We start from the raw sequence: 25,899 nt of genomic DNA, 5'->3' as shown, positions 1-25,899 counted from the left end.
ATTCGTTGGCGCGGGCGCCGCCGCACCAACTTGCGATGAGTTCTACTCACCGCAAGTTGGTATGACCGTGACGGCGGGCGGCCATTGACGGTCATACCGCCAGTGGCCGCCCGTTCTCCGGCGCGTGCCCCCTGTCAAAAACCGGGTTCATCAAAAACCGGGTTCGCGCGCCAGCAGCGTGGAGAGTTTCGGTGTCACCCCCCATTCCTTCACCAGGGCGGCATAGTCGGCAGTCGTCCTGGCATCCGGCCTGGCACCCGTCCGGACCGCGCGCAGCAGGGTGTTGCGCGGCGTGTGTTCGGACGGCACGAATTCGATGATCTCCGTCCGGTAACCTGCCTGGCGCATCAGGCTGGCGCGCAGCGCATCGGTCAGCACATCGGCGAAACGCTCGCGCAGGATGCCGTGGCGCGTCAGCAGCCCATAGGAAGCGGGCGGCTCCCCCTCCCGCAACTGGCGCTGCAGGTCGTGATGGCAGCAGGGGGCCGCCAGCACATGGCGCGCACCCCACGCCACGGCGCGGGCCAGCGCATCGTCCGTGGCCGTGTCGCAGGCATGCAGCGCCAGCACCACGTCGGCCCCGTCCACGGGGGCCTCGGCGATGGTCCCCTCGATGAAATGCAGCCCGTCCCAGCCCAGGCTCGCGGCCAGTTCCGTGTTGCGCTCACGCGCCTGGCGCTTGGCATCCACGCCCGTGAACGCCACTGACAGCCCCCGCACATGGGTCAGGAACCGATAGGCGGCGAAGGTCAGATAGGCATTGCCGCAGCCCAGATCCACGACACGCAAGGGGCGGCCGGCCGGAAGTTCCGCCTCCTTCAGCACGGCGTCCAGGGCGCGGACGAACTCTTCCACCTGGCGATACTTGTCCTGGCGCGTCGGCTTGATGCGGCCATCGCCGTCGGCGATACCCACCGCGCGCCAGAAGGGATCGGCCGGGTCCAGCAGGCGGGGCTTGGCCCGGTCATGGTCCAGGCTGCGCGCCACGGGCGTGGCGCGGCCGCTGCGGCTGACCATGGCCTCCCCCTTTTTCGTGACGCGAAGCTGGACGGTGCCGTCCAGGGTTTCCACATGCCATGTGCCCATGCCCAGCGCCAGAAGCGCATCCACGGCCTGTTCGGCGGCAGGGCCGAAGGCGGCATTGCTGGTATGGGCCTGGCGCTCGTCATAGGCGACGGTCTGCAGGTGCGGACCGGCCTTCAGGGCCACGGGCCGCAATTCGATGCGCCGCCATGGCGGGTCCATGTTGCGCATGCGCCCGCCGGCCACGGCCCGCACCAGCCGGCCACCGTCCAGCAGCAGGGCTTTGATCTCGGCAAGGGCGGGGGCGAGCGGCGTGGCCATGGATCGAATGGTTCCAGGAAGGGGCAGGAAGGGCGGGCGATGCGCATCCTAAGCGCACCGCCCGCGGAACGGTATCCCCCCGCCCGCATGGCACCGTTACAGGCTGGCGGCCAGGGCCTTGGCGAAGATGCCGGCCGTTTCCACCGACAGGCCGGCAATGTTGATTCGGCCCGACCCCGCCATGTAGACGGCATGGTCCTCGCGCAGGTGTTTCACCACGTCCGGCGACAAGGGCAGCAGGGAGAACATGCCCCGCTGTTCCGCCACGCGGGCCAGCACGCCGCCATGGCTGGCCAGCGCGTCGCGGATGCCCAGCAGCCGGTCGCGCATCGTGTCCAGTTCCGCCTTCCAGTCGGCGGCCAGGGCCGGGTCGTCCAGCAGGGTGGCGATGACGGCGCCGCCATGGTCGGGCGGCATGGACCAGTTGGCGCGGGCCAGCGCCAGCACGTTGGACGATACCCGGTCGCTGTCGGCCGCGCTGGCCGTCTGCACGATCAGGGCTCCGACACGGTCGCGATAGACGCCGAAATTCTTGTCGCACGAATAGGCGATCAGCGCCTCGGGGCATGCACCCATGACCAGACGCACGCCGGCCGCGTCCTGTTCCATGCCCAGTCCCAGCCCCTGATAGGCCAGATCCAGGAAGGGAACGATGCCGCGTTCCGACAGGGTCGCGGCAATGGCCTTCCACTGGTCCAGGCTGAAATCGGCGCCCGTCGGGTTGTGGCAGCAACCATGCAGCAGGGCGACATCGCCGGCCTGCGCCTTGTTCAGCGCGTCCATCACCGCATCGAAGGTCAGCGTCTGGCTGGCCGGATCGAAATGGCGGTAGGTCTGCATCTTCAGGCCGGCTGCGGCCAGGATGGGCGGATGGTTGGGCCAGGTCGGCGTGCCGACCCAGACCGTGGCCCCCGGCCGGGTGGCGGCGACCAGTTCGGCCGCCAGGCGCAGTGCGCCCGTGCCGCCCGGCGTCTGCACGCCCGACAGACGGCCGGACAGTTCCACCTCGCCCAGGGCCAGCCGCGCCATATGGCGGGCAAAGGCGACATTGCCCTCCGGACCCAGATAGGACTTGCTGTCCTGGCTTTCCCAAAGCTTGTGCTCTGCCGCCTTGACCGCGCGCATCACGGGGGTCTTGCCGGCGTCATCGCGGAACACGCCCACGCCCAGGTCGATCTTGTGGGAACGGGGGTCGTTGCGGAACAGGCCGATCAGGGCCAGCAGGGCGTCAGCGGGCTGCGGGTTCAGCGGCGCGAAGAAGGACATGGGACAAATGCCTCTTGTTGCGGGGCGGGGTTGGTGGGACGGGCCTCAGCATAGGCCCGTTGCGGCGCAATTACTGTGCGATCTGGAGCCCTTATCACGTAACTTCCGGCCCGGCTGGCGGGGTCGGATGATGATTTATTGCGCCCGCCGTGTGGCCAGCCATATGCCGGGCAACACAAGGGCCGCACCCGCCATATGATAGGCCTCCAGCCGTTCGCCAAGCAGCAGGCCGGCCAGAATCGCGTTGTAGAGCGGCATCAGATAGAGCGTCATGCCGGCCCGTTCGGGCCCGAACACCGCCACCAGCCGGCCATAGACAAGATAGGAGGCCAACCCCGGCACCAACGCCAGGAACAGCAGGGCCGAGATGGTCTCCGGGCTTGGGGATATCGCCACGCCCAGGGCCATTTCCAGGCCGTAGAAGGGCAGCATGGCCATGACGCCGCCCGCACAGATGCCGGCGAAGCGGGCAACAGGCGCCAATTCAGCCGGCCGGTGGCGCAACAGCAGCGAATAGAAGGCCCAGCCCGTGGCGGCCAGCACGACCCAAAGATCGCCCGGTGTGAAGGTCAGGTGCAGCAATGCCGCCGGATCGCCCTTCAGGATAACGGTGATGACGCCCGCCAGGCTGACCGCCACCCCCAGCGCCTGCACCGCCCCCACCTTCTCCCGCCAGAACAGCCGGCCGAACAGCACGATCAGCACGGGGGCGGAGGCGTAGAGCAGGCTGATATTGGTGACGGTCGTGGTCTGGGCGGCCAGATACACGGGGGCGCCGCATACCCCCATCCCCAGCGCACCCAGCAGCAGAAAGCCCCGCCAGTCGGCCCGGATGGCCGGCCAGCCTGCAACCAGTTCACGCCGGATAAAGGGCGCCAGGATCAGCAGGGCCAGCGCCCAGCGCCAGAATGCCATGGCCACGCCGGGAATCTGGCCGGCCATCAGCTTGGATACCAGCACGTTGGACCCGAACAGCAGCGGCTGTCCCACCAGCAGCAGGAACCAGGAGGCGAGGGAGGGCCGGACGGGCATGATGGCAGGCCGATGATGATGGCGCTTCGCCGCTGCATAGGCGCAAAGCCCCATCCGGATCAAGCCTGCGGGAACGGGACCCTGGCCCGCCCGCACCGGCTGCCGGGGTGCAAGGCCTCATGGGTGTTGAGGTATCTCGCTGAGCAGGAAACTGGCCGTGAAGCCGAACAGCACGTTCAGCAGCACTGCCACCACCACAGGCCCCATTCCCTGGGGGCCGCGCAGCACCTCCAGCCCGTTGGCGACGTCCCAGGGCGCACGGCGGCCCTCGAAGACCTTGGCGCCCGCCAGGACGGTGCCGACGAAGCTGAAGACCGGAACGCCGAGAATGAAGCCGCGCATCCAGAGGTCGGTCTGCCGGCGGATGATGGCGGCCAGCCCCGGCCGGCCACCCCGGCCGTCGCAGACCCTGATATCCAGCAGGGCTTTGCCCGGCGTCGTGCCGAACCGTGCCAGGCACAGGGCCTGCCAGAACAGGCTGAGCGGCACGACGGCCATGGCGATGGCGATTCTGGGCAGGCCCTGCAATTCGGGAAAGACCCACCATCGTCCGATCAGCAGCAACAGCAGGTGAACCGTTATCGCCGTCAATCCCTGGTCGATGAACTGGGCCAGATAGCGGGCCAGCACCCCGGCACGCTGCGGCCGCCCCGGATCGGGCAGGGGCAGGTCGGGTCCCGTCGGGTCGGGCGTCAGGTCAGCCACGAATTTCAGGGCCGGCCGCATGTCGGGCAGGTCGCGGGCGCGGGTCCATCCGGAAAGTCCCGGCGCCCACAGCCAGCCCCCCGGCGCGATCCGCCCTTCCTGCAGCATGCGGCGTATCTGAAGGTCGGGACAGGGGCCGTTCACTTCCCCGTCGCCGATATACCACAAGCGGTCCATGCCCACCCCGTCGGTGCCTGCCGGTGGAAGGGGATGGTACCTGCTGTCATCATTTCGTCAAGATTTCGTTAACCATGGAACAGTCGGGCGTTGCGATGTACTTCCTCTGCGATGAACTCGGCCGTGACGCGGATGCGCGACAGATGCCGCACGTCGGAATGCATCACCAGCCAGAAGCTGCGCATCAGCTTGACCTCTGCCGGCAGCAGCCGGACCAGATCCTGTTCCCCCGCCACCATGAAACAGGGCAGGATGGCGACGCCGCTGCCGGCCTGCACCGCGCGGAACTGCGCCACCAGGCTGGCGCTTTTCAGATAGGGCCTGATGTCGCGTGACACCTGCGGGACATAATCCAGTTCCGGGGAATAAAGCAGGTCGTCGATATAGGAAATGAAACGGTGGGCGGCCAGATCGCCCGTACCCCGGATCGGGGCGGCCGTCTCCAGATAGGTGCGGGAGGCGTAAAGGCCCAGTTCATAATCGGTCAGCTTGCGGGCATGCAGGCGACCGGCTTCCGGCTGGGCGACGGTGATGGCGATGTCGGCTTCGCGCTTGGACAGGCTGAACAGCCGCGGCATGGCCACAAGCTGCACTTCCAGGTCCGGATGTGCCGCCCCCAGCCGGCCGATGCGCGGTGCCAGGAAGAAACTGCCGAATCCGTCGGGCGCGCCGATGCGCACGGCCCCCGACAGTTTCGCCCCCGATCCGGCCAGTTGCTCCATGATGGTCAGCGCCATGCCTTCCATGGCTTCCGCATTGCGCAGCAGCGTTTCCCCCTGCTGCGTCAGGCTGTAACCGGTGGCATGGCGCTCGAACAGGGTGGCCCCCAGCGCATGTTCCAGCGATGTCAGGCGCCGGCCCAGGGTCGTATGGTCCACCCCCATGCGCCGGGCGGCCAGGGTCAGCCGCCCCGACCGCGCCACAGCCAGGAAGGATTGCAAATCATCCCAGTCAAACCGGCTGGCCATTCCACATCCATGGGAAAATGCGCACATCGAAACAGGTTTGAATTTGCACGCATGTGCGTATCCACGCAATGTTCAGGGCGTCACCGCCCGTCTTTTGTGCGGTGCGGGCCGGGAACCCGCCGCAGCGCACAATCGTAATAATGATGACGCGGTGGTCCGTTTCGGCTTAAAGAGGGCAAACCCCGCACAAGGCCGCCGGCCGCACCTGCCCGGTGCCGGCCGATGGCCCGGTGGTGGGACACGCATAGCGGGCAATGGCGCAAAGAGGGTGGACCCACGGGGCCGTGCCGGTCCATCCTCCGGGCTGTTCCTCCATTCGCATTCTGGAGAATCCGGGCAAATGAGTGCCACTATCGACATCCGCCACGTTCCCCATGCTTCCCCGACGCCGGCCGATGTCCGTGCGGGGTTGATCGCCGATCCGGGTTTCGGGAAGGTCTTCTCCGACCATATGGTCACGATCGAATGGTCTGCGGAGAAGGGCTGGCACGATGGCCAGTTGCGGGCGCGGGGTCCGTTCACGCTGGACCCTGCGGCGTCCGTCCTGCATTACGCGCAGGAGATATTCGAGGGGATGAAGGCGTATCGGACAGCGGATGGGGAGGTGGTGCTTTTCCGCCCGCTGGAGAATGCGCGGCGTTTTCAACGCTCTGCGGCGCGCATGGCGATGCCGGACCTGCCCGAGCAGCTTTTCCTGGAGGCGGTGGAAACGCTGGTGCGGACCGATGCCGACTGGATCCCGAAGGAGGAGGGGGGCAGCCTCTATCTGCGGCCCTTCATGTTCGCCAATGAGAGCTTTCTGGGTGTGCGCCCGGCGGCCAGCTACATTTTCTGCGTCGTGGCCTGCCCGGTCGGCGCCTATTTCAAGGGCGGGGCCAAGCCGGTGTCGGTCTGGGCCTCGACGGACTATACCCGCGCGGCGGCCGGGGGCACGGGGGCTGCCAAGTGCGGTGGCAATTACGCGGCCAGCCTGATCGCCCAGGCCGAGGCCATCCGCCAGGGCTGCGACCAGGTGGTGTTCCTGGACGCGGCGGAGAAGAAGTGGGTGGAGGAACTGGGCGGCATGAACGTGTTCTTCGTCTTCGACGATGGCACGCTGCTGACCCCGCCGCTCACCGGGACCATCCTGCCCGGCATCACCCGCGACAGCATTATCAGGCTGGCCCGTGGTCAGGGGATGAGCGTGCAGGAAAGCCTCTATTCCTTCGACCAGTGGCGCCAGGACGCGGCCAGCGGCCGCCTGCGCGAGGTCTTTGCCTGCGGCACCGCCGCTGTCGTCTCCGCCATCGGCACCGTCCGCTACAAGGATGGCAGCTTCACCATCGGCGGCGGCACCGACGGCGAGGTCACAAGAAGCCTCAGGACGCGGCTCACCGCCATCCAACGCGGGGAAACGGATGATCCCTATTCCTGGCGGCACAAGGTCGCTCTCTGACCCGCTCCCCGGTTCTCCTCAGTTGTTTTCGCTGCGGCCCTTCCCCATCCGGGGAGGGGCCGTTTTGCGTCCAGAGGCGGGCAGGACCGGATGCATGGGAAATTGCGCACATCGGCGGCGGCGAACTTCGCATGGATGTGCGCAACCCCGCAATGCTACTGCTTTGATCGCAGCGCTGGTCGCAATGGCGCTATAGAATGGCTCCCGGAAAGCCTCGGCCATTGCGATTGAAAGGGAGGATGGGTTTTGAGCGAGGAAGTGCTTTGCACCGTGCGCGGTGCCATCGGTCACATCCTGTTGAACCGGCCCAAGGCGCTGAACGCGCTGACGCTGGGCATGGTGGATGTCATTTCCCCGGCACTGGACGCCTGGGCCGCCGATCCGGCCATCAAGGCCGTGGTGATCCGCGGTGCCGGCGACCGTGCCTTCTGTGCCGGCGGTGATGTGCGCGCCGTGTGGGATGCCGGCCGTGCCCGCCAGCAGGGACAGGGCGACGGATCGCTGACCCGCGCGTTCTTCGGTGGCGAATACCGGCTGAACCGCAAGATCAAGCGCTTTCCCAAGCCCTATATCGCGCTGATGGATGGCATCACAATGGGTGGCGGCGTGGGTCTGTCGGTCCATGGCAGCCATCGCGTGGTGACGGAAAAGACCCTGCTGGCCATGCCGGAAACGGGTATCGGTCTGTTTCCGGATGTCGGTGGCACCTGGTTCCTGCCCCGCCTGCCGGGCCGTCTGGGCCTCTATCTGGGGCTGACGGGGGCACGGGTCACGGCGGCCGATCTGCTTTATACCGGTATCGCGACCCACAGCGCCGCCAGCGCATCGCTGGACGAGATTGAGGCGGCGCTGGCCAATGCCGACGATGTGGAACAGGTTCTGGCCTCCCACGCCGTGCCGATGGGCGAACCGGCGCTGGCCGGCCATCGGGCCATGATCGATGACTGTTTCGACGCGCCTGACATGGAGGGCATTCTGGCCGCCCTGCTGTCGCAGGGCAGCGGCTGGGCCGATCAGGTGGCGCAGACCATCCTGTCCATGTCGCCCACCAGCCTGAAGGTGACGTTCGAGCAGTTGCGCCGGGGGGCCGAACTGGATTTCGACGATTGCATGCGCCTGGAATATCGCATGACGCAGGCCGTCATGGACGGCCACGATTTCTATGAAGGCATCCGCGCCCTGCTGGTCGACAAGGACAAGAACCCGAAATGGAACCCGGCCAGGCTGGTCGATGTGAAGCCGGCCGATGTCGCCGCCTATTTCGCGGTGCCACCGGGCGGGGACCTGGAATTCTGATGTGAAGCCGGCAGCCTGGTCGTGACCGGCGGGCGCAACCAACCAAGGAGGAAACGACCATGGCCACCATCCTGTTCATCGGCTTGGGCAATATGGGTCTGCCCATGGCCCGCAACCTGCTGAAGGGCGGCCATGCGGTGCTGGGCGTCGATCTGGCGCCGGCCAACATCGCCGCCGCCGCCGAGGCAGGGATCGATACGGGCAGGTCCGCCGGCGATGCTGCGGCTGTGGCCGATGTGGTCGTTTCCATGCTGCCGGCCGGCCCGCATGTGCGGGCCGTTTACGGCAATCCGGGCGGCGTGATCGAGCGGGCCCGCCCCGGCACTCTGTTCATCGACAGTTCCACCATCGATGTGGACAGCGCCCGCGCCGTGGCGGCACAGGCGGAGAAGGCCGGCCATTTCATGGTCGATGCGCCCGTGTCCGGTGGCACGGGCGGGGCGGCGGCCGGCACCCTGACCTTCATGGTCGGCGGGACGGATGCCGCCTTCGACAAGGCCAGGCCCTTCCTGTCGCTGATGGGCAAGAATATCGTGCATGCCGGCGGGCCGGGCACGGGCCAGGCCGCCAAGATCTGCAACAACATGGTGCTGGGCATTTCCATGATCGCTGTGTCGGAGGCGTTCGCCCTGGCCGACAAGCTGGGGCTGGAACGGCAGAAGCTGTTCGACATTGCCAGCACCTCGTCGGGTCAGTGCTGGTCGCTGACCAGCTATTGCCCGGTGCCGGGGCCTGTGCCCACCTCTCCCGCCAACCGGGACTATGCGCCGGGCTTCGCCGTGGACATGATGCTGAAGGATCTGAAGCTGGCCCAGCAGGCCGCGGGCAGCAGCGGCGCTTCCACCCCCCTTGGCGCGCAGGCCGCAGCGCTGTATCAGCTATTCTCCGCGGCGGGGAACGGGGGTCTGGACTTCTCCGCCATCGTCAAGATGCTTCAGGGGAAATGACATGACCGGCGTGAAAAGCGGCAATCTCTACCATCTGTTCGAAAGCCGCTTTCCCGCCGATCCCCAGTCCCGGTTCCTGACGGTGGAGGATGGTCCGCGGGCCGGCGTCTGGTACAGCTATGCCGACGTCGCCTCCATCTCCGCCCGCTTCGCCCATGCCATGGCCGGCCTGGGCGTCGGGCGGGGCGACCGGGTGGCCGTGCAGGTGGAGAAAAGCCCGGAAAACCTTTTCCTCTACCTAGCCACCCTGCGGCTGGGTGCGGTCTACCTGCCGCTGAACACCGCCTATCAGAAGGGCGAGATCCGCTATTTCCTGGAGGATGCGGCACCCGCCCTGTTTGTCTGCCGGCCGGAGGATCGGGTCGCCCTGGCCGATCTGGCATCGCAATGCGGTGTGCCGCAGGTGGTGACACTCGGCGTGGCCGCCGACGGCACGCTGCCCGACATGGCCATCGACCTGCCGGATGATTTCGATACCGTAATGATGGCGGAAGACGATCTTGCCGCCATTCTTTACACTTCCGGAACGACCGGCCGGTCCAAAGGTGCTATGACCAGCCATGGGAATCTGGCGTCCAATGCCCTGACCCTGCATGCATTGTGGGGTTTCGTGCCGGGTGACGTGTTGTTGCATGCCTTGCCCATCTTCCATGTGCATGGGCTGTTCGTGGCCACGAATACGACCCTGCTGAATGGCGGGTCCATGCTGTTCCTGTCGAAATTCGATGCCGACAGGGTGGTGGAACTGCTGCCGCGCGCCAGCGTGCTGATGGGGGTGCCCACCTTCTATACACGGCTGCTGACGCATGCCGGCTTCACACATGACCTTGCCGCCCATATGCGCCTGTTCATCAGCGGCTCGGCCCCATTGCTGGCCGATACGCACCGGGAATTCTCCGAACGGACGGGACACGCCATCCTGGAACGGTACGGCATGACGGAAGCCGGCATGATCACGTCCAACCCGCTGGATGGAGAGCGCGTGCCAGGCACCGTGGGCTTTCCCCTGCCGGGTGTTGACCTGCGCATCACCGACGACACGGGCGCCCCCGTGGCGACCGACGGGATCGGGCAGATCGAGATCAGGGGCCCCAACCTGTTCAAGGGCTATTGGCGCAAGCCGGAGAAGACGGCGGAAGACATGCGCGCCGACGGGTTCTTCATCACCGGCGATGTGGGCAGGGTGGATGCGCGCGGCTATGTCCACATCGTGGGCCGGGCCAAGGATCTTGTGATCTGTGGCGGGTTCAACGTCTATCCCAAGGAGGTGGAGACCGTGCTGGATGCCATTGATGGCGTCGTTGAAAGTGCGGTCATCGGTCTGCCCCATCCCGATTTCGGGGAGGCCGTGGCCGCCGTGATCCAGAGGAAGCCGGGCCGTGACGACGTGACAGAAGCCGCCATCATCGGCCATGTGAAGGGTGAACTGGCCAATTTCAAGGTTCCAAAGCGCATCTGGTTCGTGGATGAATTGCCGCGCAACCAGATGGGCAAGGTGCAGAAGGCGGCCTTGCGCGAACAGCACAAGGCCGCCTTTGCCGATTGATCACGCGGCCGCCAGGCCGGCGAGCCGGCCCAGGGTTGTCCAGTTGCGCGACGTGCCCGACACGCCCATCGCCCGCAGGACCTTGACGGGGTCCAGCGCGGCTCGGCCGGCCCCGTTCAGGAAATGCACATAGAGCCGGTCGCCGGACAGGTGCAGCCGGTCGGGCCCGGTTTCCAGGGCGGCCAGCCGTGCGGCCCCTTCCGCCGTGGGGGCGGCGGCCAGGAAGAAGACCAGCAGGTGGCTGGGGCTGCCGGCCGCCGCATCGGGAAAAGGATTGTCCCGGATGGCGGCGGCAAGCTGCCCCCCGTCCCGCAGGACATGGTCGGCGTGGAAGCCGAACCGATCCTTGAAAGCCCCCTCCAGCCGCCGGGCCAGATCGCCGCGATCTTCCGCCACATCCGCGCCGTCGAACAGGAGGTTGCCGCTTTGCAGCAGGGTGCGCACGCGGGTGAAGCCCATCTCCTCGTAAAGCTGCTTCCACAAGGCCATCTTCACGATCTTGTTGCCGCCGACATTGATGCCGCGCAGCAGGCAGGCGAGGGTGGCCATCGGGTGCCTCCATGATGGAATGGCGATGGCGGGGTGGGGGAAACCCACCCCGCCACCGCTTATTTCCCGTCGATCAGCTTTTGCGTCAGGTAGACGATCTGCAGGGCTGTCACCTCGGCCCGCTGCTTCAGGTTGGCGGCGGCGGAATGGCCGCCCTCGATATTCTCGTAATAGATGACCTTGTGCCCCTGCTCCTCCATCCGGGCCACGAACTTGCGGGCATGGCCCGGATGCACACGGTCATCCTTGGTGGAGGTGTAGACGAAGGCCTCCGGGTATCGGGCATTGGCGCGCAGGTTCTGATACGGGCTGTAACGTGCGATCCATGACCGTTCGGCCGGGATTTCAGGGTCGCCATATTCGCCCATCCACGACGCGCCGGCCAGCAGCGTGTGGTAACGCAGCATGTCCAGCAGCGGCACGGCCACGATCACGGCGCCGAACAGGTCCGGCCGCTGGGTCATGGTGACGCCCGTCAGCAGCCCGCCATTCGACCCGCCCTGGATGCCCAGGCGGGCGGGCTTGGTGACACGGGTGCGGATCAGATCCTCTGCCACGGCCTGGAAATCATCATAGGCGCGCTGGCGGTTCTCCTTCAGGGCGGCCTGATGCCAGCGGGGGCCGAATTCACCGCCGCCCCGGATATTGGCCACGACATAGGTGCCGCCCTGTTCCAGCCAGCCCTTGCCCATGGCCGACATATAGGCGGGCGTCATCGAAATCTCGAACCCGCCATAGCCATAGAGCAGGGTCGGGTTTTCCCCGTCTGCCTTCATGTCCTTGCGATGGACGATGAAATAGGGCACCCGTGTCCCGTCCTTGGATGTGGCGAAGCGTTGCTCCGCCGTGAACGGGCTGGCGTCAAACCGGGCGGGCAGGGACTTGATGGCTTCCGGCGTGCCGCCGCCCGGCAGCAGATACAGCGTGTCGGGCTGCAGGAAGTTGGTGTAGTTGACCAGCACATCGGTGCTGTGCCCGTCGGTGGACACGATGGACAGGCTGCCATTGGCCGGCAGGCCGATCTCCTTGCCCGTCCAGCCGCCGGCCCCCTTGCGGGTTTCCAGCAGCTTGCCGGTGACATTGTCCAGCAGGTCCAGATAGATGGCATCCCTGGCGATGCCGACACCCTGGATGGCCGCCGTTTCGCCCGGCGAATGGATCAGATCGACGCGCGTGATCGTGCCGGCCGCGGCCTGGGACAGCGGCACGGCCACCAGATCGCCCTTCTTCAGGTCCTGACCGGCCACCGACCAGTCGGCACGCAGGGCGACGATCAGGTCGCCATCCATGACGCCCTTCAGGTCCACGCCCAGCGGCAGGGCCAACTTGGCCAGCTTGCCGTCGGTGCCCAGCACGTGCCATTCCTCGGTGAAGAAATCGGGGCCGCGCTGCAGAAGGATCGTGCTGCCCTCCGGACGGTGCACGGCATAGGGGCGGGCCCAGACATCCTTCTGCCCCACTTCCAGCAGGATGGGAGCCGTGGCCAGGTCGGTGCCGCGCTTCCACAGGCGCACCTGCCGGGCATAGCCGCTGTCCGTCATGCTGCCGGGGCCGAAATCGGTGGCGACCAGCAACGTGTTCTGGTCCAGCCAGTCGATGGTCTGCTTGGATTCGGGAAGCTGGAACCCACCCTGGACGAAGCTTTTCGTGGCGACATCGAACTCGCGCACGACGACGGCGTCCTTGCCGCCGTCGGACAGGTGGACAAGGCAGCGGTTGGCATCGGCCCCGAAGCAGTTATGGCCCTTGTAGACCCAGTTCCTGCCCTCGTCCTTCGACAATTTGTCGATATCCAGCACCACGTCCCAATCCGGCTCGGCGGCGCGATAGCTGTCCAGCGTGGTCCGCCGCCAGATACCGCGGACCTGCGTCTGGTCCTGCCAGAAATTATCGACCTTGCCACCTTCCAGCCGGCCATAGGCGATGCGGTCCCGCGCCGTCAGCACCTTTTCCGCCTCGGCCCGCACGGGCTCGAACCGCGGGTCGTTCTTCAGGCGGGCAAAGGTCCGGTCATTATGCTGCCGGCTCCAGTCCAGGGCCTTTTCGCCCTCCACCGCTTCCAGCCAGGCGAACGGGTCCAGCCGGGCCTGTTCATCGGCGAAGGGATGGCTGCCGCCCGGGCTGGTGCCATTGGCCGATACCGGGGTCGCCGTCAGGGCGATCAGGGCCGCTGCCGTCATCAGAAAGCTCCGCAGTTTCATGTACCGCTGTCCCACTGTCCGTTTGCGCCGGGGCCGTCCTAAGCCACCGGTCCTTGGTATCTGCGTACCATCGTCGCGGGTGCCGGTCAGCGGCTGATACAAAGCCGAAACAAATCACCGGCCCGGATGGAAGCGCCCGCCCGTCAGCGGGGCTGGCACGCCCGTCGTTCCGGGCAGCGACAGCGGCAGGCCCAGGCGCGAGCGCACCGCCAGATAGGCGAAGGCCTCCGCCTCCAGCGCGTCGCCGTTCCAGCCCAGCCCGTCGACGGGCGCCACGGGTACGCCCAGGCGGGCGGCGAGGCCGGCCATCAGCACTGCATTATGCCGCCCTCCACCGCAGACCAGCCAGCGCCGGGGTGGTGCGGGCAGGTGGTCCAGTGCCCGCGCGATGCTTTCCACGGTGAAGGCCGTGAGCGTGGCGGCGGCATCCGGTGTCGCCTGGTTGGTCAGCGCCAGCCGTACCCAGGCGTCGCGATCCAGCGATTTGGGCGGCGGGGCGTTGAAATAGGGGTGATCCAGCAGCCGGGCCAGCAGGTCGTGATCAACCGTGCCGCCTGCCGCGATCCGCCCCCCTTCATCATAGGCGGCGCCCGTGCGCGACAGGACAAGATCATCGATCAGGGCATTGCCGGGACCCGTATCGAAGGCCACGACATCCAGCGGGCCTTCCCCCAGCCAGGTGACGTTGGCCACCCCGCCGATATTCAAGATGGCCAGGGGCCGTTCCAGGTTGCCGGCCAGAGCCTGGTGGTACAGCGGAACCAGCGGCGCGCCCTGGCCGCCTTCCTTCACATCGGCGGTGCGGAAATCATGCACCACATCGATGCCGGTGGCGGCCGCCAGCCGGGCGCCATCGCCGATTTGCCAGGTATGCCGCCGGTCCGGGGCATGCAGGATGGTGTGCCCATGGAACCCGATCAGGTCGATCGAACGCGGCGTCAGATCATGCGCGCGCAGCAGGGCCATGACGGCGTCGCCATGCAGGTCGGTCACTTCCTGTTCCACGGCCCCCACATCGCCCCCGCCACCCAGCACGGCGCGCAGGCGGGCCCGGAATGCGGGCTGATAGGGGGTGAAGGTGAAACCCACCGGTTCGACCTGGCCGTGGCCATCGGTGCGGATCAGCGCGGCATCGATGCCATCCATCGATGTGCCGCTCATCAGTCCGATGGTCAGGAAACGCTGCAATGCCATCACGCACCATGTTCTAGGCGTCGGGATGTGCTACCACGCCCAGGGCCGATTGGGCCATTCCCGAACTTCAAGGCTATGGAAGATGAGCACGACCACCACCGTCCCCGCGAGCATCAAGTCCGAATTCCTGCGCGTGATGGTGGAGCGTGGCTATTATCATCAGGCCACCGACCTTGAGGCACTGGACAAGAAACTGCTGGCAGGCCCCGTCACCGCCTATAACGGCTATGACGCGACGGCCGACAGCCTGCATGTCGGCCACCTGCTGCCGACCATGATCCAGCGCTGGCTGGGCAGGACCGGCAACAATCCCATCCTGCTGATGGGGGGCGGCACCACCAAGGTGGGCGACCCGTCGGGCCGGGACGAGACGCGCCGGCTGCTTTCCGATGACGATATCAATGCCAATATCGCCAAGATCCGCACCGTGTTCGATCGCCTGTTCACCTTTGGTGACGGCGCCCCCGGCACGGCGCGGCTGGTCAACAACGCCGACTGGCTGGACAAGCTGGAATACATCCCCTTCCTGCGCGATGTCGGCCGGCATTTCACCATCAACCGCATGCTGACTTTCGACTCGGTCAAGCTGCGCCTTGATCGTGAACAGCCGCTGACCTTCCTTGAATTCAACTACATGATCCTGCAGGCCTATGATTTCGTGGAACTGAGCCGCCGCTACGGCTGCTTGCTCCAGACGGGCGGCAGTGATCAGTGGGGCAACATTGTCAATGGCGTGGAACTGGGCCGCCGCATCGCGCAGGTGGACCTGTTCGGCTTCACCTGCCCGCTGCTGACCACGGCGTCGGGTGCCAAGATGGGCAAGACGGCGGCCGGTGCGGTCTGGCTGAACGAGGACCGGCTGTCGAACCTGGATTTCTGGCAGTACTGGCGCAATACGGAGGATGCGGACGTTGTCCGCTTCCTGAAGCTGTTCACCGAACTGCCGCTGGACGAGATCGCGCGCCTGGGCGCCCTGGCAGGGGCAGAGATCAACGAGGCCAAGAAGATCCTGGCCACCGAGGTGACGGCCCTGGTGCGCGGGCGCGATGCCGCCGAACAGGCTGCGGAGACCGCCCGCCGGACGTTCGAGGAAGGGGCCGCCGCCGAAGGGCTGCCCACCATCGAGATGGGCGCGGCCGCCCTGGCCGACGGTGCCTATCTGGCCGACCTGATGGTCCAGGCCGGCCTGTCGGCCAGCAAGGGCGAGGCGCGCCGCCTGATCAAGGGCAATGGCGTGAAGGTCAATGACGGCGCCGTGTCGGACGAGGCATACAAGCTGTTCGCGTCTCATGTCGGCGATGACGGCCTCATCAAGCTGTCGGCCGGCAAGAAGCGCCATGCGCTGGTGAAGCTGGTGTGATCCAGTCACGTCTTCCTGGTCAGGCGGGAAGAGGTGACTGATCGCCGGGAGAAGGTGGGACGGTGCTCGCGACACCGGCCCATCCGCCCGGATGCCGGATGGATGCAGATCGTGGCGTGCGGCGCAGGCTGCCGCCGTCGCGTCTGACGGGCTCAGCCGGAAACGGGAGAAATAATATAGACTTGCACGCGCGTACCGATCGGCGTGATCCCTTTGTCATGCGTGACAATTCTGTATATGTTCTCCCTATCATGATTGACGATCTGATCGACGAACCGTATCCGACGCGCCCGCCCGCGACCGCGCACCGCCCCTATCTGGAGGGTTTGAATCCCGTCCAGCAGCAGGCGGTGGAGGCGCTGGACGGCCCTGTGCTGGTCCTGGCCGGTGCGGGCACCGGTAAGACGCGCGTGCTGACCACCCGGCTGGCGCATCTGCTGCTGTCCCGCCGGGTCAGTCCATGGAACGTCCTGACGGTGACCTTCACCAACAAGGCCGCAAGGGAGATGCGGGACCGCGTGGATAATTTGCTGGGCGGGCAGTCGGAAGGCTGGTGGATGGGCACCTTCCATTCGCTGGCCGCCCGTATCCTGCGCCGGCATGCCGAACGGGTCGGCCTGAAGCCCAGTTTCACCATTCTGGACACCGATGACCAGATCCGCCTGATCAAGCAATTGATGGAGGCGGAAAATATCGATGCCAAGAAATGGCCGGCACGCCTGCTGCTGTCCATCATCGAACGCTGGAAGGACCGGGCACTGACCCCGGACAAGTTGAAGCCGGAAGATGCCGGCGATGCTGCCAATGGCCGCATTCTCTCCATCTACAGGCAATATCAGGACCGGCTGCTAAGCCTGAATTGCTGCGATTTCGGTGACCTGCTGCTGCATAACATCACGCTGTTCCAGCAGCATGCTGACGTACTGATCGAGTACCAGAACCGCTTCAGATATATCCTGGTGGACGAGTATCAGGACACCAACGTGGCCCAGTATCTCTGGCTGCGGCTGCTGGCGCAGTCGCACCGGAACATCTGCTGCGTGGGTGATGATGATCAGTCGATTTATGGCTGGCGCGGGGCGGAGGTGGGGAACATCCTGCGGTTCGAGCATGATTTTCCCGGCGCCCAGGTCATCCGCCTGGAACAGAATTACCGCTCCACCGCCCATATCCTGGGGGCAGCGCACGGCATTATCGCCAATAATCAAGGCCGGCTGGGCAAGCAGCTCTGGACGGAGACCGATGGCGGGGAGAAGGTCCGCGTCCGCGGCCTTTGGGATGCGGAGGAGGAGGCCCGCTGGGTCGGTGAGGAGATCGAGGCGCAGCAGCGCAAGGGTGTCAGTCTGGGCCAGGTGGCCGTGCTGGTCCGCGCCGGCTTCCAGACGCGCGAATTCGAGGAGCGGTTCATCACACTGGGTCTGCCCTACCGTGTCATCGGGGGGCCGCGTTTCTATGAACGCCAGGAAATCCGTGATGCGCTGGCCTATCTGCGCGTGCTGGCCAGTCCGGAGGACGATCTGGCGTTCGAGCGTATCATCAACGTGCCCAAGCGCGGCATCGGGGCCGCCACGATCCAGCAGCTTTACATCGCAGCCCGCGCCATGGGCGTGCCGCTGATGGAGGCGGCATGGAAATTGTCGCAGACCGATGAGCTGAAGCCCAAGATGCGCAGCACACTGTCGGCGCTGTTGCAGGATTTCTTCCGCTGGCAGTCGTTGATCGACCGGGTGCCCCAAGGGGAACTGGCCCGGACCGTGCTGGACGAAAGCGGCTATACCCGCATGTGGCAGGAGGACAAGAGCCCCGAGGCGCCCGGCCGGCTGGATAATCTGAAGGAATTGATCAACGCCATGGGCGAGTTCGAGAACCTGACCGGGTTCCTGGAACATGTCTCGCTGGTGATGGAAAATGCCCAGGGGTCCGGCGACGAACAGGTATCGCTGATGACCCTGCACGGCGCCAAGGGGCTGGAATTCGACGTGGTGTTCCTGCCGGGATGGGAGGAGGGCGTCTTTCCCAGCCAGCGGACCCTGGACGAAAACGGCATTGCGGGCCTGGAGGAGGAACGGCGGCTGGCCTATGTCGGCATCACGCGCGGCCGCCGCCGCGTCCATATCAGCCATGCCGCCAACCGTCGCATCCATGGCACATGGGCCACGGCCATTCCGTCACGCTTCGTCGATGAATTGCCGGCGGAGCATATCGAGACGGAGAATAATCCCGGCATCGGCGGTGCCGGATTCGGCGGTGCGATGCGCGAAAGCGCCTATGGGGGCGGATTCGGTGGTGGCTGGAAGAATGCCGGGGGCTTCGGCGACCGGTTCAATCGCATGGGCCAGAAAGCAGCCCAGGCCCCGGCGCGCGGCGGCCGGCTGATCGAGGGCACGGCCGTGGATGTGACAGCCCGCCGCCGGCCCGACCGCGCCTTCAATCCGGGCGACCGCGTCTTCCACCAGAAATTCGGGTACGGCACGGTCAAGGCTGTGGAGAATGACAAGCTGGAGATCAGCTTCGACGTGGCGGGCATCAAGAAGGTGATGGACAGCTTCGTGGTGCCGGCCGATCAGGCCGGCTGATACAAAGTTGCGGTGAGTTGAACTCATCGCACCTTGGTTGGCGCGCCCATGCGCGCACAAGCCCAGCCGCCGGATGGCGGCGCCCGGCGCATGAAGGAGGCATTGATCAGGACCATAGGTTCTGATCAATGCAGATACGTATGAACCCGCGCCGGACGGGGTGTCCGGCGCGAAGGAATGGGCATCACCGGCGTTCGGCGGCGCTGGCATCGCGCGCGGCGCGGAACTCGCTGTCGCCGCTCCAGTTCGGCCAGGCCGTGCCGTCCGCCAGCCCGCGCCCCACGGCGTATAGCAGGCCAAGGTCGCGCTTCGTGCCATCCAGGTTCCAGTCAGCCGACCATTCGTCGGATTGCTGATGGTACTTGTCGCGCGTATAGGCGTCACGCCATTGCCGCCCGGCATCCACGCCGCCTTCCAGCAGGTCGATCCCCGGTCCGAAGGACAGGGCCGGTACGCCGCGCTTGGCGAAGGGGAAATGGTCGGACCGGAAGAAGCCGCCGGCCTCCACCTTCGGGTCGGGCGTATAGGTGCGGTCCCGCTTCCTGCCTTCCGCGATCAGCAGGTCGAGCAGGTCCAGCCTGGCCTGACCGGAAATGGTGAAATCGCGGGCGGGGCCCGGCCCGACGATGGAATCCATGTTGATGACACCAACCGTCCGGGCCAGCGGCCAGACAGGATTGTCGGCATAGTAGGAGGAACCGAGCAGGCCCTTCTCCTCCGCGGTAACGGCCAGGAACACGATGGACCGTGGGGTGGGCGGGGCGGCCTTGAAGGCGCGGGCCAGTTCCAGCATGGCGGCGATGCCGGTCGCATTGTCCATGGCGCCGTTGAAGATACGGTCGCCCCGTGCATCGGGCTCGCCCATGCCGATATGGTCCCAATGGCCGGAATAGATCACGGTCTCATCCGGCCGCTCGGTTCCCGGCAGACGGCCCAGTACGTTCTTCGATGTGATCACCCGGGCCGTCACCTCATAGTCGGCGGACAGGGTGGCCTTCAGCGGGATGGGCTGGAAATCGGCCTTGCGGGCCGCGACGCGGGCCTTCTCGAAATCCAGGCCGGCGGCCTTGAACAGGTTGACGGCCACATCGCGCTGTATCCACGCTTCCATGGGCGTGTGGGCGGCGCGTGGTTCCTGCCGGACGATGTCGAACATGGTGTTGGTGTTGGAACTGGCCACCGTGGCCCAGCCATAGGAGGCCGGGGCCGTCTCATGCACAATCAGGACACCGGCGGCGCCCTGGCGGGCGGCTTCCTCGTACTTGTAGGTCCAGCGGCCGTAATAGGTCATGGCCTTGCCGCCGAAATCGCCGTCGCCCCCTTCGAAATCGGGATCGTTCACCAGCACGACCAGGATCTTGCCCTTCAGGTCCATGCCTTTGAAATCGTCCCAGTTCCGTTCCGGTGCCTTCACGCCATAGCCCACGAAGACCAGTGGCGCGTCGGTCAGCGATACGCGCTTGTCTCCGGTCAGCGCGGCCCGCACGGCCACCTCCTGTCCCTGGTTCAGGGTGAGGGTGTGCCCGCCCGCGGTCAGGGCGACGGACGGACGGCCTGCGATGTCGGCCATCAGCAGCGGGACGTCCTGGGTCCAGCTGCGTTTCCCGTCCGGACCCGGTGTGCCGCCCGGTTCCAGCCCGGCCGCCGCCATGCGGTCGATGAGGAATTCGAGGGTCCGGGCCTCGCCGGCCGTGGCCGGTGCCCGCCCTTCGAAGGCGTCGCTGGACAGGGTGCGCACATCGCCGGAAAAGCGGCCCATGTCGAAGTGCGGTTCGGCGGCGAAGGCGACGGTCGACCAGAGCGCAGCCGTTGCGAGAAGCAGATATTTCATGCGGCGGGATACTCCCTTGGGGATGTCGTTGGATTGCCTTTGATGTCCCAAGCTATACGCCCGATCCCGCGCAGCGGCCAAGCCATGCGGGTTCCACGCCGTGCCGGTCCGGATCAACCCGCCGGGGCCTGCCATTCCAGGAACAGGTCCGGCCAGCGCCGCAGCGGATTGTCTGCGGCGATGCGATCACCATGCCCGAACCCGTGCCCACCCTTCGGATAGAGGTGCAGCTCCGCCGGCACGCCGGCCCGGCGGCAGGCCGCGTGGAAGGCCAGGCTGTTCTCTGGAAGCACCGCCTGGTCATCCGTGGCGTGGAGCAGAAAGACGGGGGGCGTGTCGGTGGTCACCTGATGATCGGCAGACCAGCGTTCCACCATGGCCGCCGTCGGGCTGGGGCCCAGCAGGCGGTCGCGGGAGCCGCGATGCGCCATGGATGTCCCCATCCCGATGACGGGATAGATCAGCGCCAGCCGGGCCGGTCGCGCCGGCAGCCGGTCGGCCTGATCCACGGCGGCATAGGTTGTGTCGGCATGCCGCGTGCCCAGCATGGCGGCCACATGCCCGCCGGCGGAAAAGCCCATGACGCCCGGCGCCCCGCCGTCGATGCCGAATATCCCGGCCTGGCTGCGGATCACGCGCATGGCGCGCTGGGCATCCTGCAGGGCAACGGCGGGTCCGTGTTGCGGCACCTCCCCCGGCAGACGGTAGGTCAGGACGAAGCAGGTGAATCCCCGTGCGGCCAGCAAGGGGCCCACCTCGCCCCCTTCCTTGTCGACCACGACCCGCTGATAGCCGCCACCCGGAATGATCAGCAGGGCGCGGCCATCGGGCCGGGCCGGGCGGTAAATGGTGAGAAAGGGGCGTGTGATGCCCTCCATGTAGCGGTCGGGCCGTGCCGGATCGTGGCTGCGCGCCACCATCCGCTGTTCCAGCGGAGCACCTTCGGAGCCCGGACCAGTGCCGCCGGGCCAGATCTCGACCCTTTCCGTCGTGCCTGCGCCGGCCGTGCGATCCAGTCCGGTTGTTGTTGCCAGCCCGGCCGCCATCATTGATCCGCGCAACCAGTCCCGCCGCGACACCGCCATGCCCGTTCTCTTCCGATGCTGTTGGTAACCGGTAGACAATCTGCCCGTCCGGTCCGCACCTGGCAAGGGCGCCCGCGGCTTGCCCGCGACACCCCGCCACATCGCCGACACGGCCGGCGGCACATAAACTTACATAGAAAATACATCTTTAAAGGAGGCCAGTATGGGCCGGATCGTTCCCCGACTGAAGGACGACCACGCGGAACTGAAGCGGGTACTGGAGGATGTGCGGCGTCAGGGCATTGGCACGCCGGACGGCCAGCGCACGTTGCTGGCGGCGCGGGACCTGTTCATCGACCATATCCGGCGGGAGAATGAGGAGTTCTATCCTGACTATCGCCGCTTGGCGCTGCGTGATCCCGTTCGTGCCGCCATGGCGGAACAGTTCAGTGCGGAAATGGTGGAACTGGGCGGCCGGGTCCTGGCCTTCTTCGACAAATATCGCGATGGGGGATCGGGCCTGGAATTCGCCGTCGATTTCGGCCGCATGAGCGCGCTGTTGCAGTCGCGTCTGCACAAGGAGGAAGCGATCCTTTACGCCCGATACGAGGAGATGGCCAGCCGCACGGCGGCGTGACGCTCACATGACGGACAATCAGGCGCCGGGCACCGGCATGTCCGGCTTGGGCGGCCGGGGCGGCTTGGGCGGGGCGGTCAGGGCCGCGATGCGGGAGGCGTACTTCTCCGGCTCCCCCTTGACCAGCAACGGCAGTTCGGCCGACAGCGTGTCCAGCAGCTTGGGCAGCCAGTTCTCGTCGGCCTTGGCGAAGTTGCCCAGCACCCAGCCATGCACCCGGTCCTTGTCGCCGGGATGGCCGATACCGATGCGCACGCGCCAGTAATCCTTGCCGATATGGTCGTCGATGGAACGCAGGCCGTTATGCCCGCCATGCCCGCCGCCCTGTTTCACCCGAATCTTGCCGGGTGCCACATCCAGTTCATCATGCAGGGCGATGACCTGGGCGGGGGTCAGCTTGTAGAAGCGCATGGCCTCCCCGACCGACTGGCCGGACAGGTTCATGAAGGTCTGGGGCTTCAGCAGAAAGCATTTCTCCCCGCCGGCCACCCCCTCGGCGATCAGCCCCTGGAAGCGCCGCTTCCAGGGGCCGAAGCCGTGTCGGCCATGGATGTCATCCACGGCCATGAACCCGACATTATGCCGGTGCCGCTCATATTCCGGGCCAGGATTGCCCAGTCCGACCAGCAGGCGCATGTGTCAGGTCCCGATACGCTGTCGCAAAAGGGCTGGGATCAGCCCTCGCCCTTCACGGTCGGGGCGGCGATCGTGGCGACGGTGAAGTCGCGATCCTCGATCGTGGGGCGCACGCCTTCCGGCAGCGTCACGGAGGAAATGTGGATGGAGGCGCCGACCTCGGCACCGGCCAGATCCACCGTGATCTTCTCCGGGATGTTGCCGGCGCGGGCGAACACCTCGATGTCGTGGCGCACGACGTTCAGCACGCCGCCCTTCTTCAGGCCAGGGCAGGTATCGGCATTCAGGAATTCCACCGGCACCTTCAGGGTGATTTCGGTGCTGTCGCTGACGCGCAGGAAGTCGATATGCAGCGGACGGTCATAGACCGGGTCCAGTTGCACGTCGCGAGGCAGCACGCGGTGCGTGTTGCCTTCCACCGTCACGTCGAACAGGTGGGTGAAGAAGCCCGGACGATGCAGTTCACGGATGAACTTGGCATAGTCGACGGCGATCATCACCGGCTTTTCCTTGTTGCCGTAGATCACAGCCGGGATCTGGCCTTCACGGCGCGTGGCCCGGGCGGTCCCCTTTCCGGCCCGGTCGCGGGCCGTGGCGGCGAGCGCGATAATCTGGGTCATGGTACTCTCCTAGTACGAAAAAAGACCCGGTCGCGGCTTTCCGCGTCGGGTCCGGTAGTGGCGCCAGCCTCCAGGGGTGCTGTACGCCGTCGAAAATGGTGCGGCCTTGTAGGCGTAAACCGGCCCGGAGTCAAGGTTGAGCACCGTTGCGCGCTGCCGATGGCCGGCCCGCGCGGCGGCAAAGGGGCGGCCGCTGGTGGCCGCCCGCCTGCCGGTCAGAAGCGATAGCCCAGGGTGCCCACCACGGAACGGCGTGCGCCCAGGAAGCAGTCGCCGCGGGCCAGACAGGTAGAGATGTACTTCTCGTCCGTCAGGTTGTTGATGTTGAGGCTGAGGCGCCAGGCATCCTGCTGATAGGAGGCCATCAGGTCGGCCAGCATGTTGGCCGGTGTGTTGATGATGATGGTGCGGGCACTGTTCTGATCGGTCTGGCTGCCGACATAGCGCAGGCCGCCGCCCAGCTTGAACTCCGCCCCATTGGCCAGGGGGAAGGCCCGGGTGACGAAGGCGGAGGCCATGTGGCGTGGGGAGGAACTGGCAGGCTTGCCGATCTCCGTGGCCACATTGCTCCTGGATGTCTTCGCGTCGGTGTAGGTGTAGCTGGCGCTGACGGTGTAGAGCGCGAGCAGCGTGGCCTGCGCCTCCAATTCGAAGCCCTGGGCCTTGATCTCCCCCGTCTGCACACGGTCCAGCGGGTTGGTGGGGCTGGTCGTCACGCGGTTGGTGTCGCGCAGGTCGAACAGGGCCGTGGTCACAAGGGTCTCCGGCGTTGGCTGCCATTTCACGCCGGCTTCCCACTGCTTGCCGATCTGGGGATCGAACGCCTCGCCCGCCAGGTTGGTGCCCGCCACGGGCAGGAAGCTTTCCGAATAGCTGACATAGGGGGCGATGCCGCCCGGCGCCTCATACAGAAGGCCGGCGCGGTAGGAGGTGGCGGTATCCTTCTTCTTCGTCTTCACGCCGGCCGGCGTCAGGGTCGATGACCGGGCATTGTCACGGCGCAGGCCCAGCAACAGGTTCCAGCCCTGCCACTTTATCTGGTCCTGCAGGTAGAAGCCCAGCTGCTTCTGCTCGGTCCTGTTGCCCTTCGTGCGGGCCGGCGCCGCGAAGCCCGGTGTATAGACGGGATCATACAGGTCGATGGGCGTGGTCAGGCGGCTGGTGATCTGCTGCAGCTCCTGGCGATAATCCTGCCAGTCCACGCCGGCCAACAGCACATGGCTGAGCGCGCCCGTGGTGAAATCGCCCTGAAGCTGGCTGTCGGAGGAGAGGGTGCGCACCTCGGGATAGGAGCCGGAAAGGTAGCGGCCGACGGTGCGCTGCGGCCCCGTATAACCCGCCTGACCCGCCGACAGGAACGGGTTCAACGGGTTGCTGAAGGAATTGGAATAGATGGTCTGATAGGTCACCTCGCTCCAGGCGGCACGGAAATTCTGGCGGAACACCAGGCCATCCATCACTTCCTGCGCCAGAAAGGCCGACAGGTTGGTTTGCTTCGTCTTGTATTCATCGAAATCCGGCTCCCCGATGAAGGTGCTGAAATCGATCTTGCCATTGGCGTTGTCGTAAAGCGTGCCCCACCAGGGGAAGAACTGGGTTGTCAGGCCCGTATCGTCCCGCTGATGATAGAGCTGGATCGTCGCTTCCGTCCGGTCGGTGGGACGCCAGGTGAGTTGCGGCGCGATGAACCAGCGGTCGTCATCCACATGATCCACCTGGGTGTCGGCATCGCGCAGCAGGCCGGTGATACGGAACGCCAGGGTACCGGCCTCGTCCAGGGGGCCGGTCATGTCGACCTGCACCTGCTTGCGATCATGGCTGCCATAGGACAGCAGAACCTCTCCGGCTGCCGTGAAGGCGGGGCGCTTGGATGTCAGGTTGATCACGCCGCCGACGCTGCCCTGGCCGTACAGCACGGACGCCGGACCCTTCACCACCTCCACCCGCTCCAGCATGTAGGTGTCGGCGCGGGCGTTGTTGTAGGAATCATAGGCCGTGCGCATGCCGTCCAGATATTGCAACGGGCGCGTGCCGCGAACCTGATAGCTGTCCACACGGCTGTCTTGGCCATAGGCGTCCGACCGCACGCCGGAACTGTACAGAAGCACATCCTGAAGGGAGAGGGCGCCGCGTTCCATCATCTGTTCCGCCGTAACGATGGCGATGGATTGCGGCGTGACGGCCACGGGCGTGTCGGTCTTGGTCCCGCCGCTGCTGCGGCGTGCGCGTTCCCCGATCACGACGATCTGGTCCCGCCCGATGCCATCGGCATCCGCAACCTGCAGGCCCGCATCGGGTTCGGCCCCCAGCGCCGGCAGGCTGCTTCCCCCCAGCAGCAGCGACAGCAATGCCAGCCGCGCGGCTGGCCGTTGCCTGGACAAGATATTCATATTCCGGCTCCCCCAAATCTCGCACATGCGAATTATTCACATCTCGTTGTATGGGCTTACCATGAATATGAAAATCATTCTTAACCGCATATGACCCTTGCGGAAGGCTCATGCGGGGGTGCGCAAGGGTAATCCCCCGCCGGCCGTGCCAGGCCAGCGGGGGA

At 66.1% G+C, this 25,899-nt stretch carries 20 protein-coding genes; 7 read left to right on the top strand and 13 right to left on the bottom strand.

What is annotated here, in order from left to right; all coding sequences use genetic code 11:
• Window positions 1-150: 150 nt before the first annotated feature.
• The 5 genes from ABC728_RS09525 to ABC728_RS09505 form a co-directional block, all read right to left on the bottom strand.
• A complete protein-coding gene (locus ABC728_RS09525; RefSeq protein WP_416620275.1) occupies window positions 151-1,344 on the bottom strand; it encodes a class I SAM-dependent methyltransferase in 1,194 nt (397 codons plus the stop codon).
• Between the two features lie 96 nt (window positions 1,345-1,440).
• Window positions 1,441-2,610, bottom strand: coding sequence for an amino acid aminotransferase (locus ABC728_RS09520; RefSeq protein WP_416620274.1), 1,170 nt, complete (start codon window positions 2,608-2,610; stop codon window positions 1,441-1,443).
• Between the two features lie 135 nt (window positions 2,611-2,745).
• Window positions 2,746-3,642, bottom strand: coding sequence for a DMT family transporter (locus ABC728_RS09515; protein ID WP_416620273.1), 897 nt, complete (start codon window positions 3,640-3,642; stop codon window positions 2,746-2,748).
• 117 nt (window positions 3,643-3,759) lie between these two features.
• Complete coding sequence (locus tag ABC728_RS09510) at window positions 3,760-4,524, bottom strand: RDD family protein (protein ID WP_416620272.1); 765 nt, start codon at window positions 4,522-4,524, stop codon at window positions 3,760-3,762.
• Window positions 4,525-4,592: 68 nt separating this feature from the next.
• Entirely contained in the window at window positions 4,593-5,492 is a 900-nt protein-coding gene (locus ABC728_RS09505) for a LysR family transcriptional regulator (RefSeq protein ID WP_416620271.1), read from the bottom strand.
• Between the two features lie 340 nt (window positions 5,493-5,832).
• On the opposite strand from ABC728_RS09505, the gene ABC728_RS09500 reads away from it, so the two are divergent.
• The 4 genes from ABC728_RS09500 (at window position 5,833) to ABC728_RS09485 (ending at window position 10,716) form a co-directional block, all read left to right on the top strand.
• Window positions 5,833-6,927: a branched-chain amino acid aminotransferase gene (locus ABC728_RS09500; RefSeq protein WP_445376362.1), complete on the top strand. Its 1,095-nt coding sequence runs from the start codon at window positions 5,833-5,835 to the stop codon at window positions 6,925-6,927.
• Between the two features lie 246 nt (window positions 6,928-7,173).
• Window positions 7,174-8,223 carry an enoyl-CoA hydratase/isomerase family protein gene (locus ABC728_RS09495; protein WP_416620554.1) on the top strand — a complete coding sequence of 350 codons (1,050 nt, stop codon included), beginning with the start codon at window positions 7,174-7,176 and terminating at the stop codon, window positions 8,221-8,223.
• Window positions 8,224-8,282: 59 nt separating this feature from the next.
• Complete coding sequence (gene mmsB, locus ABC728_RS09490) at window positions 8,283-9,170, top strand: 3-hydroxyisobutyrate dehydrogenase (protein WP_416620553.1); 888 nt, start codon at window positions 8,283-8,285, stop codon at window positions 9,168-9,170.
• Between the two features lies 1 nt (window position 9,171).
• Window positions 9,172-10,716: a malonate--CoA ligase gene (locus tag ABC728_RS09485; protein WP_416620552.1), complete on the top strand. Its 1,545-nt coding sequence runs from the start codon at window positions 9,172-9,174 to the stop codon at window positions 10,714-10,716.
• Here the strand turns inward: ABC728_RS09485 and ABC728_RS09480 are convergent, their stop codons facing one another.
• From ABC728_RS09480 to ABC728_RS09470, 3 genes are all read right to left on the bottom strand, one after another.
• The gene (locus ABC728_RS09480; protein ID WP_416620551.1) at window positions 10,717-11,265 is read right to left on the bottom strand and encodes a DUF1697 domain-containing protein; all 549 of its coding nucleotides are present in this window, start codon (window positions 11,263-11,265) and stop codon (window positions 10,717-10,719) included.
• A 59-nt stretch (window positions 11,266-11,324) separates the two neighbouring features.
• Window positions 11,325-13,445, bottom strand: coding sequence for a prolyl oligopeptidase family serine peptidase (locus ABC728_RS09475; RefSeq protein ID WP_445376361.1), 2,121 nt, complete (start codon window positions 13,443-13,445; stop codon window positions 11,325-11,327).
• Between the two features lie 135 nt (window positions 13,446-13,580).
• On the bottom strand, window positions 13,581-14,660 hold the full coding sequence (locus ABC728_RS09470; protein WP_416620549.1) for an anhydro-N-acetylmuramic acid kinase: 1,080 nt from the start codon (window positions 14,658-14,660) through the stop codon (window positions 13,581-13,583).
• 82 nt (window positions 14,661-14,742) lie between these two features.
• On the opposite strand from ABC728_RS09470, the gene tyrS reads away from it, so the two are divergent.
• Together tyrS and ABC728_RS09460 are read left to right on the top strand one after the other, a co-directional pair.
• Window positions 14,743-16,020 carry a tyrosine--tRNA ligase gene (tyrS, locus tag ABC728_RS09465; protein ID WP_416620548.1) on the top strand — a complete coding sequence of 426 codons (1,278 nt, stop codon included), beginning with the start codon at window positions 14,743-14,745 and terminating at the stop codon, window positions 16,018-16,020.
• A 251-nt stretch (window positions 16,021-16,271) separates the two neighbouring features.
• Complete coding sequence (locus ABC728_RS09460) at window positions 16,272-18,596, top strand: ATP-dependent helicase (protein WP_416620547.1); 2,325 nt, start codon at window positions 16,272-16,274, stop codon at window positions 18,594-18,596.
• Window positions 18,597-18,780: 184 nt separating this feature from the next.
• Here the strand turns inward: ABC728_RS09460 and ABC728_RS09455 are convergent, their stop codons facing one another.
• Both ABC728_RS09455 and ABC728_RS09450 read right to left on the bottom strand, forming a co-directional pair.
• Complete coding sequence (locus ABC728_RS09455; RefSeq protein ID WP_416620546.1) at window positions 18,781-20,427, bottom strand: M28 family metallopeptidase; 1,647 nt, start codon at window positions 20,425-20,427, stop codon at window positions 18,781-18,783.
• 113 nt (window positions 20,428-20,540) lie between these two features.
• Entirely contained in the window at window positions 20,541-21,512 is a 972-nt protein-coding gene (locus tag ABC728_RS09450; protein WP_416620545.1) for an alpha/beta hydrolase, read from the bottom strand.
• A 163-nt stretch (window positions 21,513-21,675) separates the two neighbouring features.
• Between ABC728_RS09450 and ABC728_RS09445 the strand changes: the two genes are divergently transcribed.
• Window positions 21,676-22,089: a hemerythrin domain-containing protein gene (locus ABC728_RS09445; RefSeq protein ID WP_416620544.1), complete on the top strand. Its 414-nt coding sequence runs from the start codon at window positions 21,676-21,678 to the stop codon at window positions 22,087-22,089.
• An 18-nt stretch (window positions 22,090-22,107) separates the two neighbouring features.
• On the opposite strand, the gene pth is transcribed toward ABC728_RS09445, so the two are convergent.
• The 3 genes from pth to ABC728_RS09430 all read right to left on the bottom strand — a co-directional run bounded on the left by pth (window position 22,108) and on the right by ABC728_RS09430 (window position 25,735).
• Window positions 22,108-22,725, bottom strand: a complete 618-nt coding sequence (pth, locus tag ABC728_RS09440; protein WP_416620543.1) for an aminoacyl-tRNA hydrolase — start codon at window positions 22,723-22,725, stop codon at window positions 22,108-22,110.
• Between the two features lie 38 nt (window positions 22,726-22,763).
• Complete coding sequence (locus ABC728_RS09435; RefSeq protein WP_416620542.1) at window positions 22,764-23,345, bottom strand: 50S ribosomal protein L25/general stress protein Ctc; 582 nt, start codon at window positions 23,343-23,345, stop codon at window positions 22,764-22,766.
• A gap of 215 nt (window positions 23,346-23,560) precedes the next feature.
• Window positions 23,561-25,735 carry a TonB-dependent siderophore receptor gene (locus tag ABC728_RS09430; protein ID WP_416620541.1) on the bottom strand — a complete coding sequence of 725 codons (2,175 nt, stop codon included), beginning with the start codon at window positions 25,733-25,735 and terminating at the stop codon, window positions 23,561-23,563.
• Between the last annotated feature and the right edge of the window lie 164 nt (window positions 25,736-25,899).

It is taken from the genome of Niveispirillum fermenti, assembly GCF_052474395.1.
The sequence above is the reverse complement of the archived record's forward strand: the minus strand, read 5'-3'. Positions and strand labels throughout refer to the sequence as shown.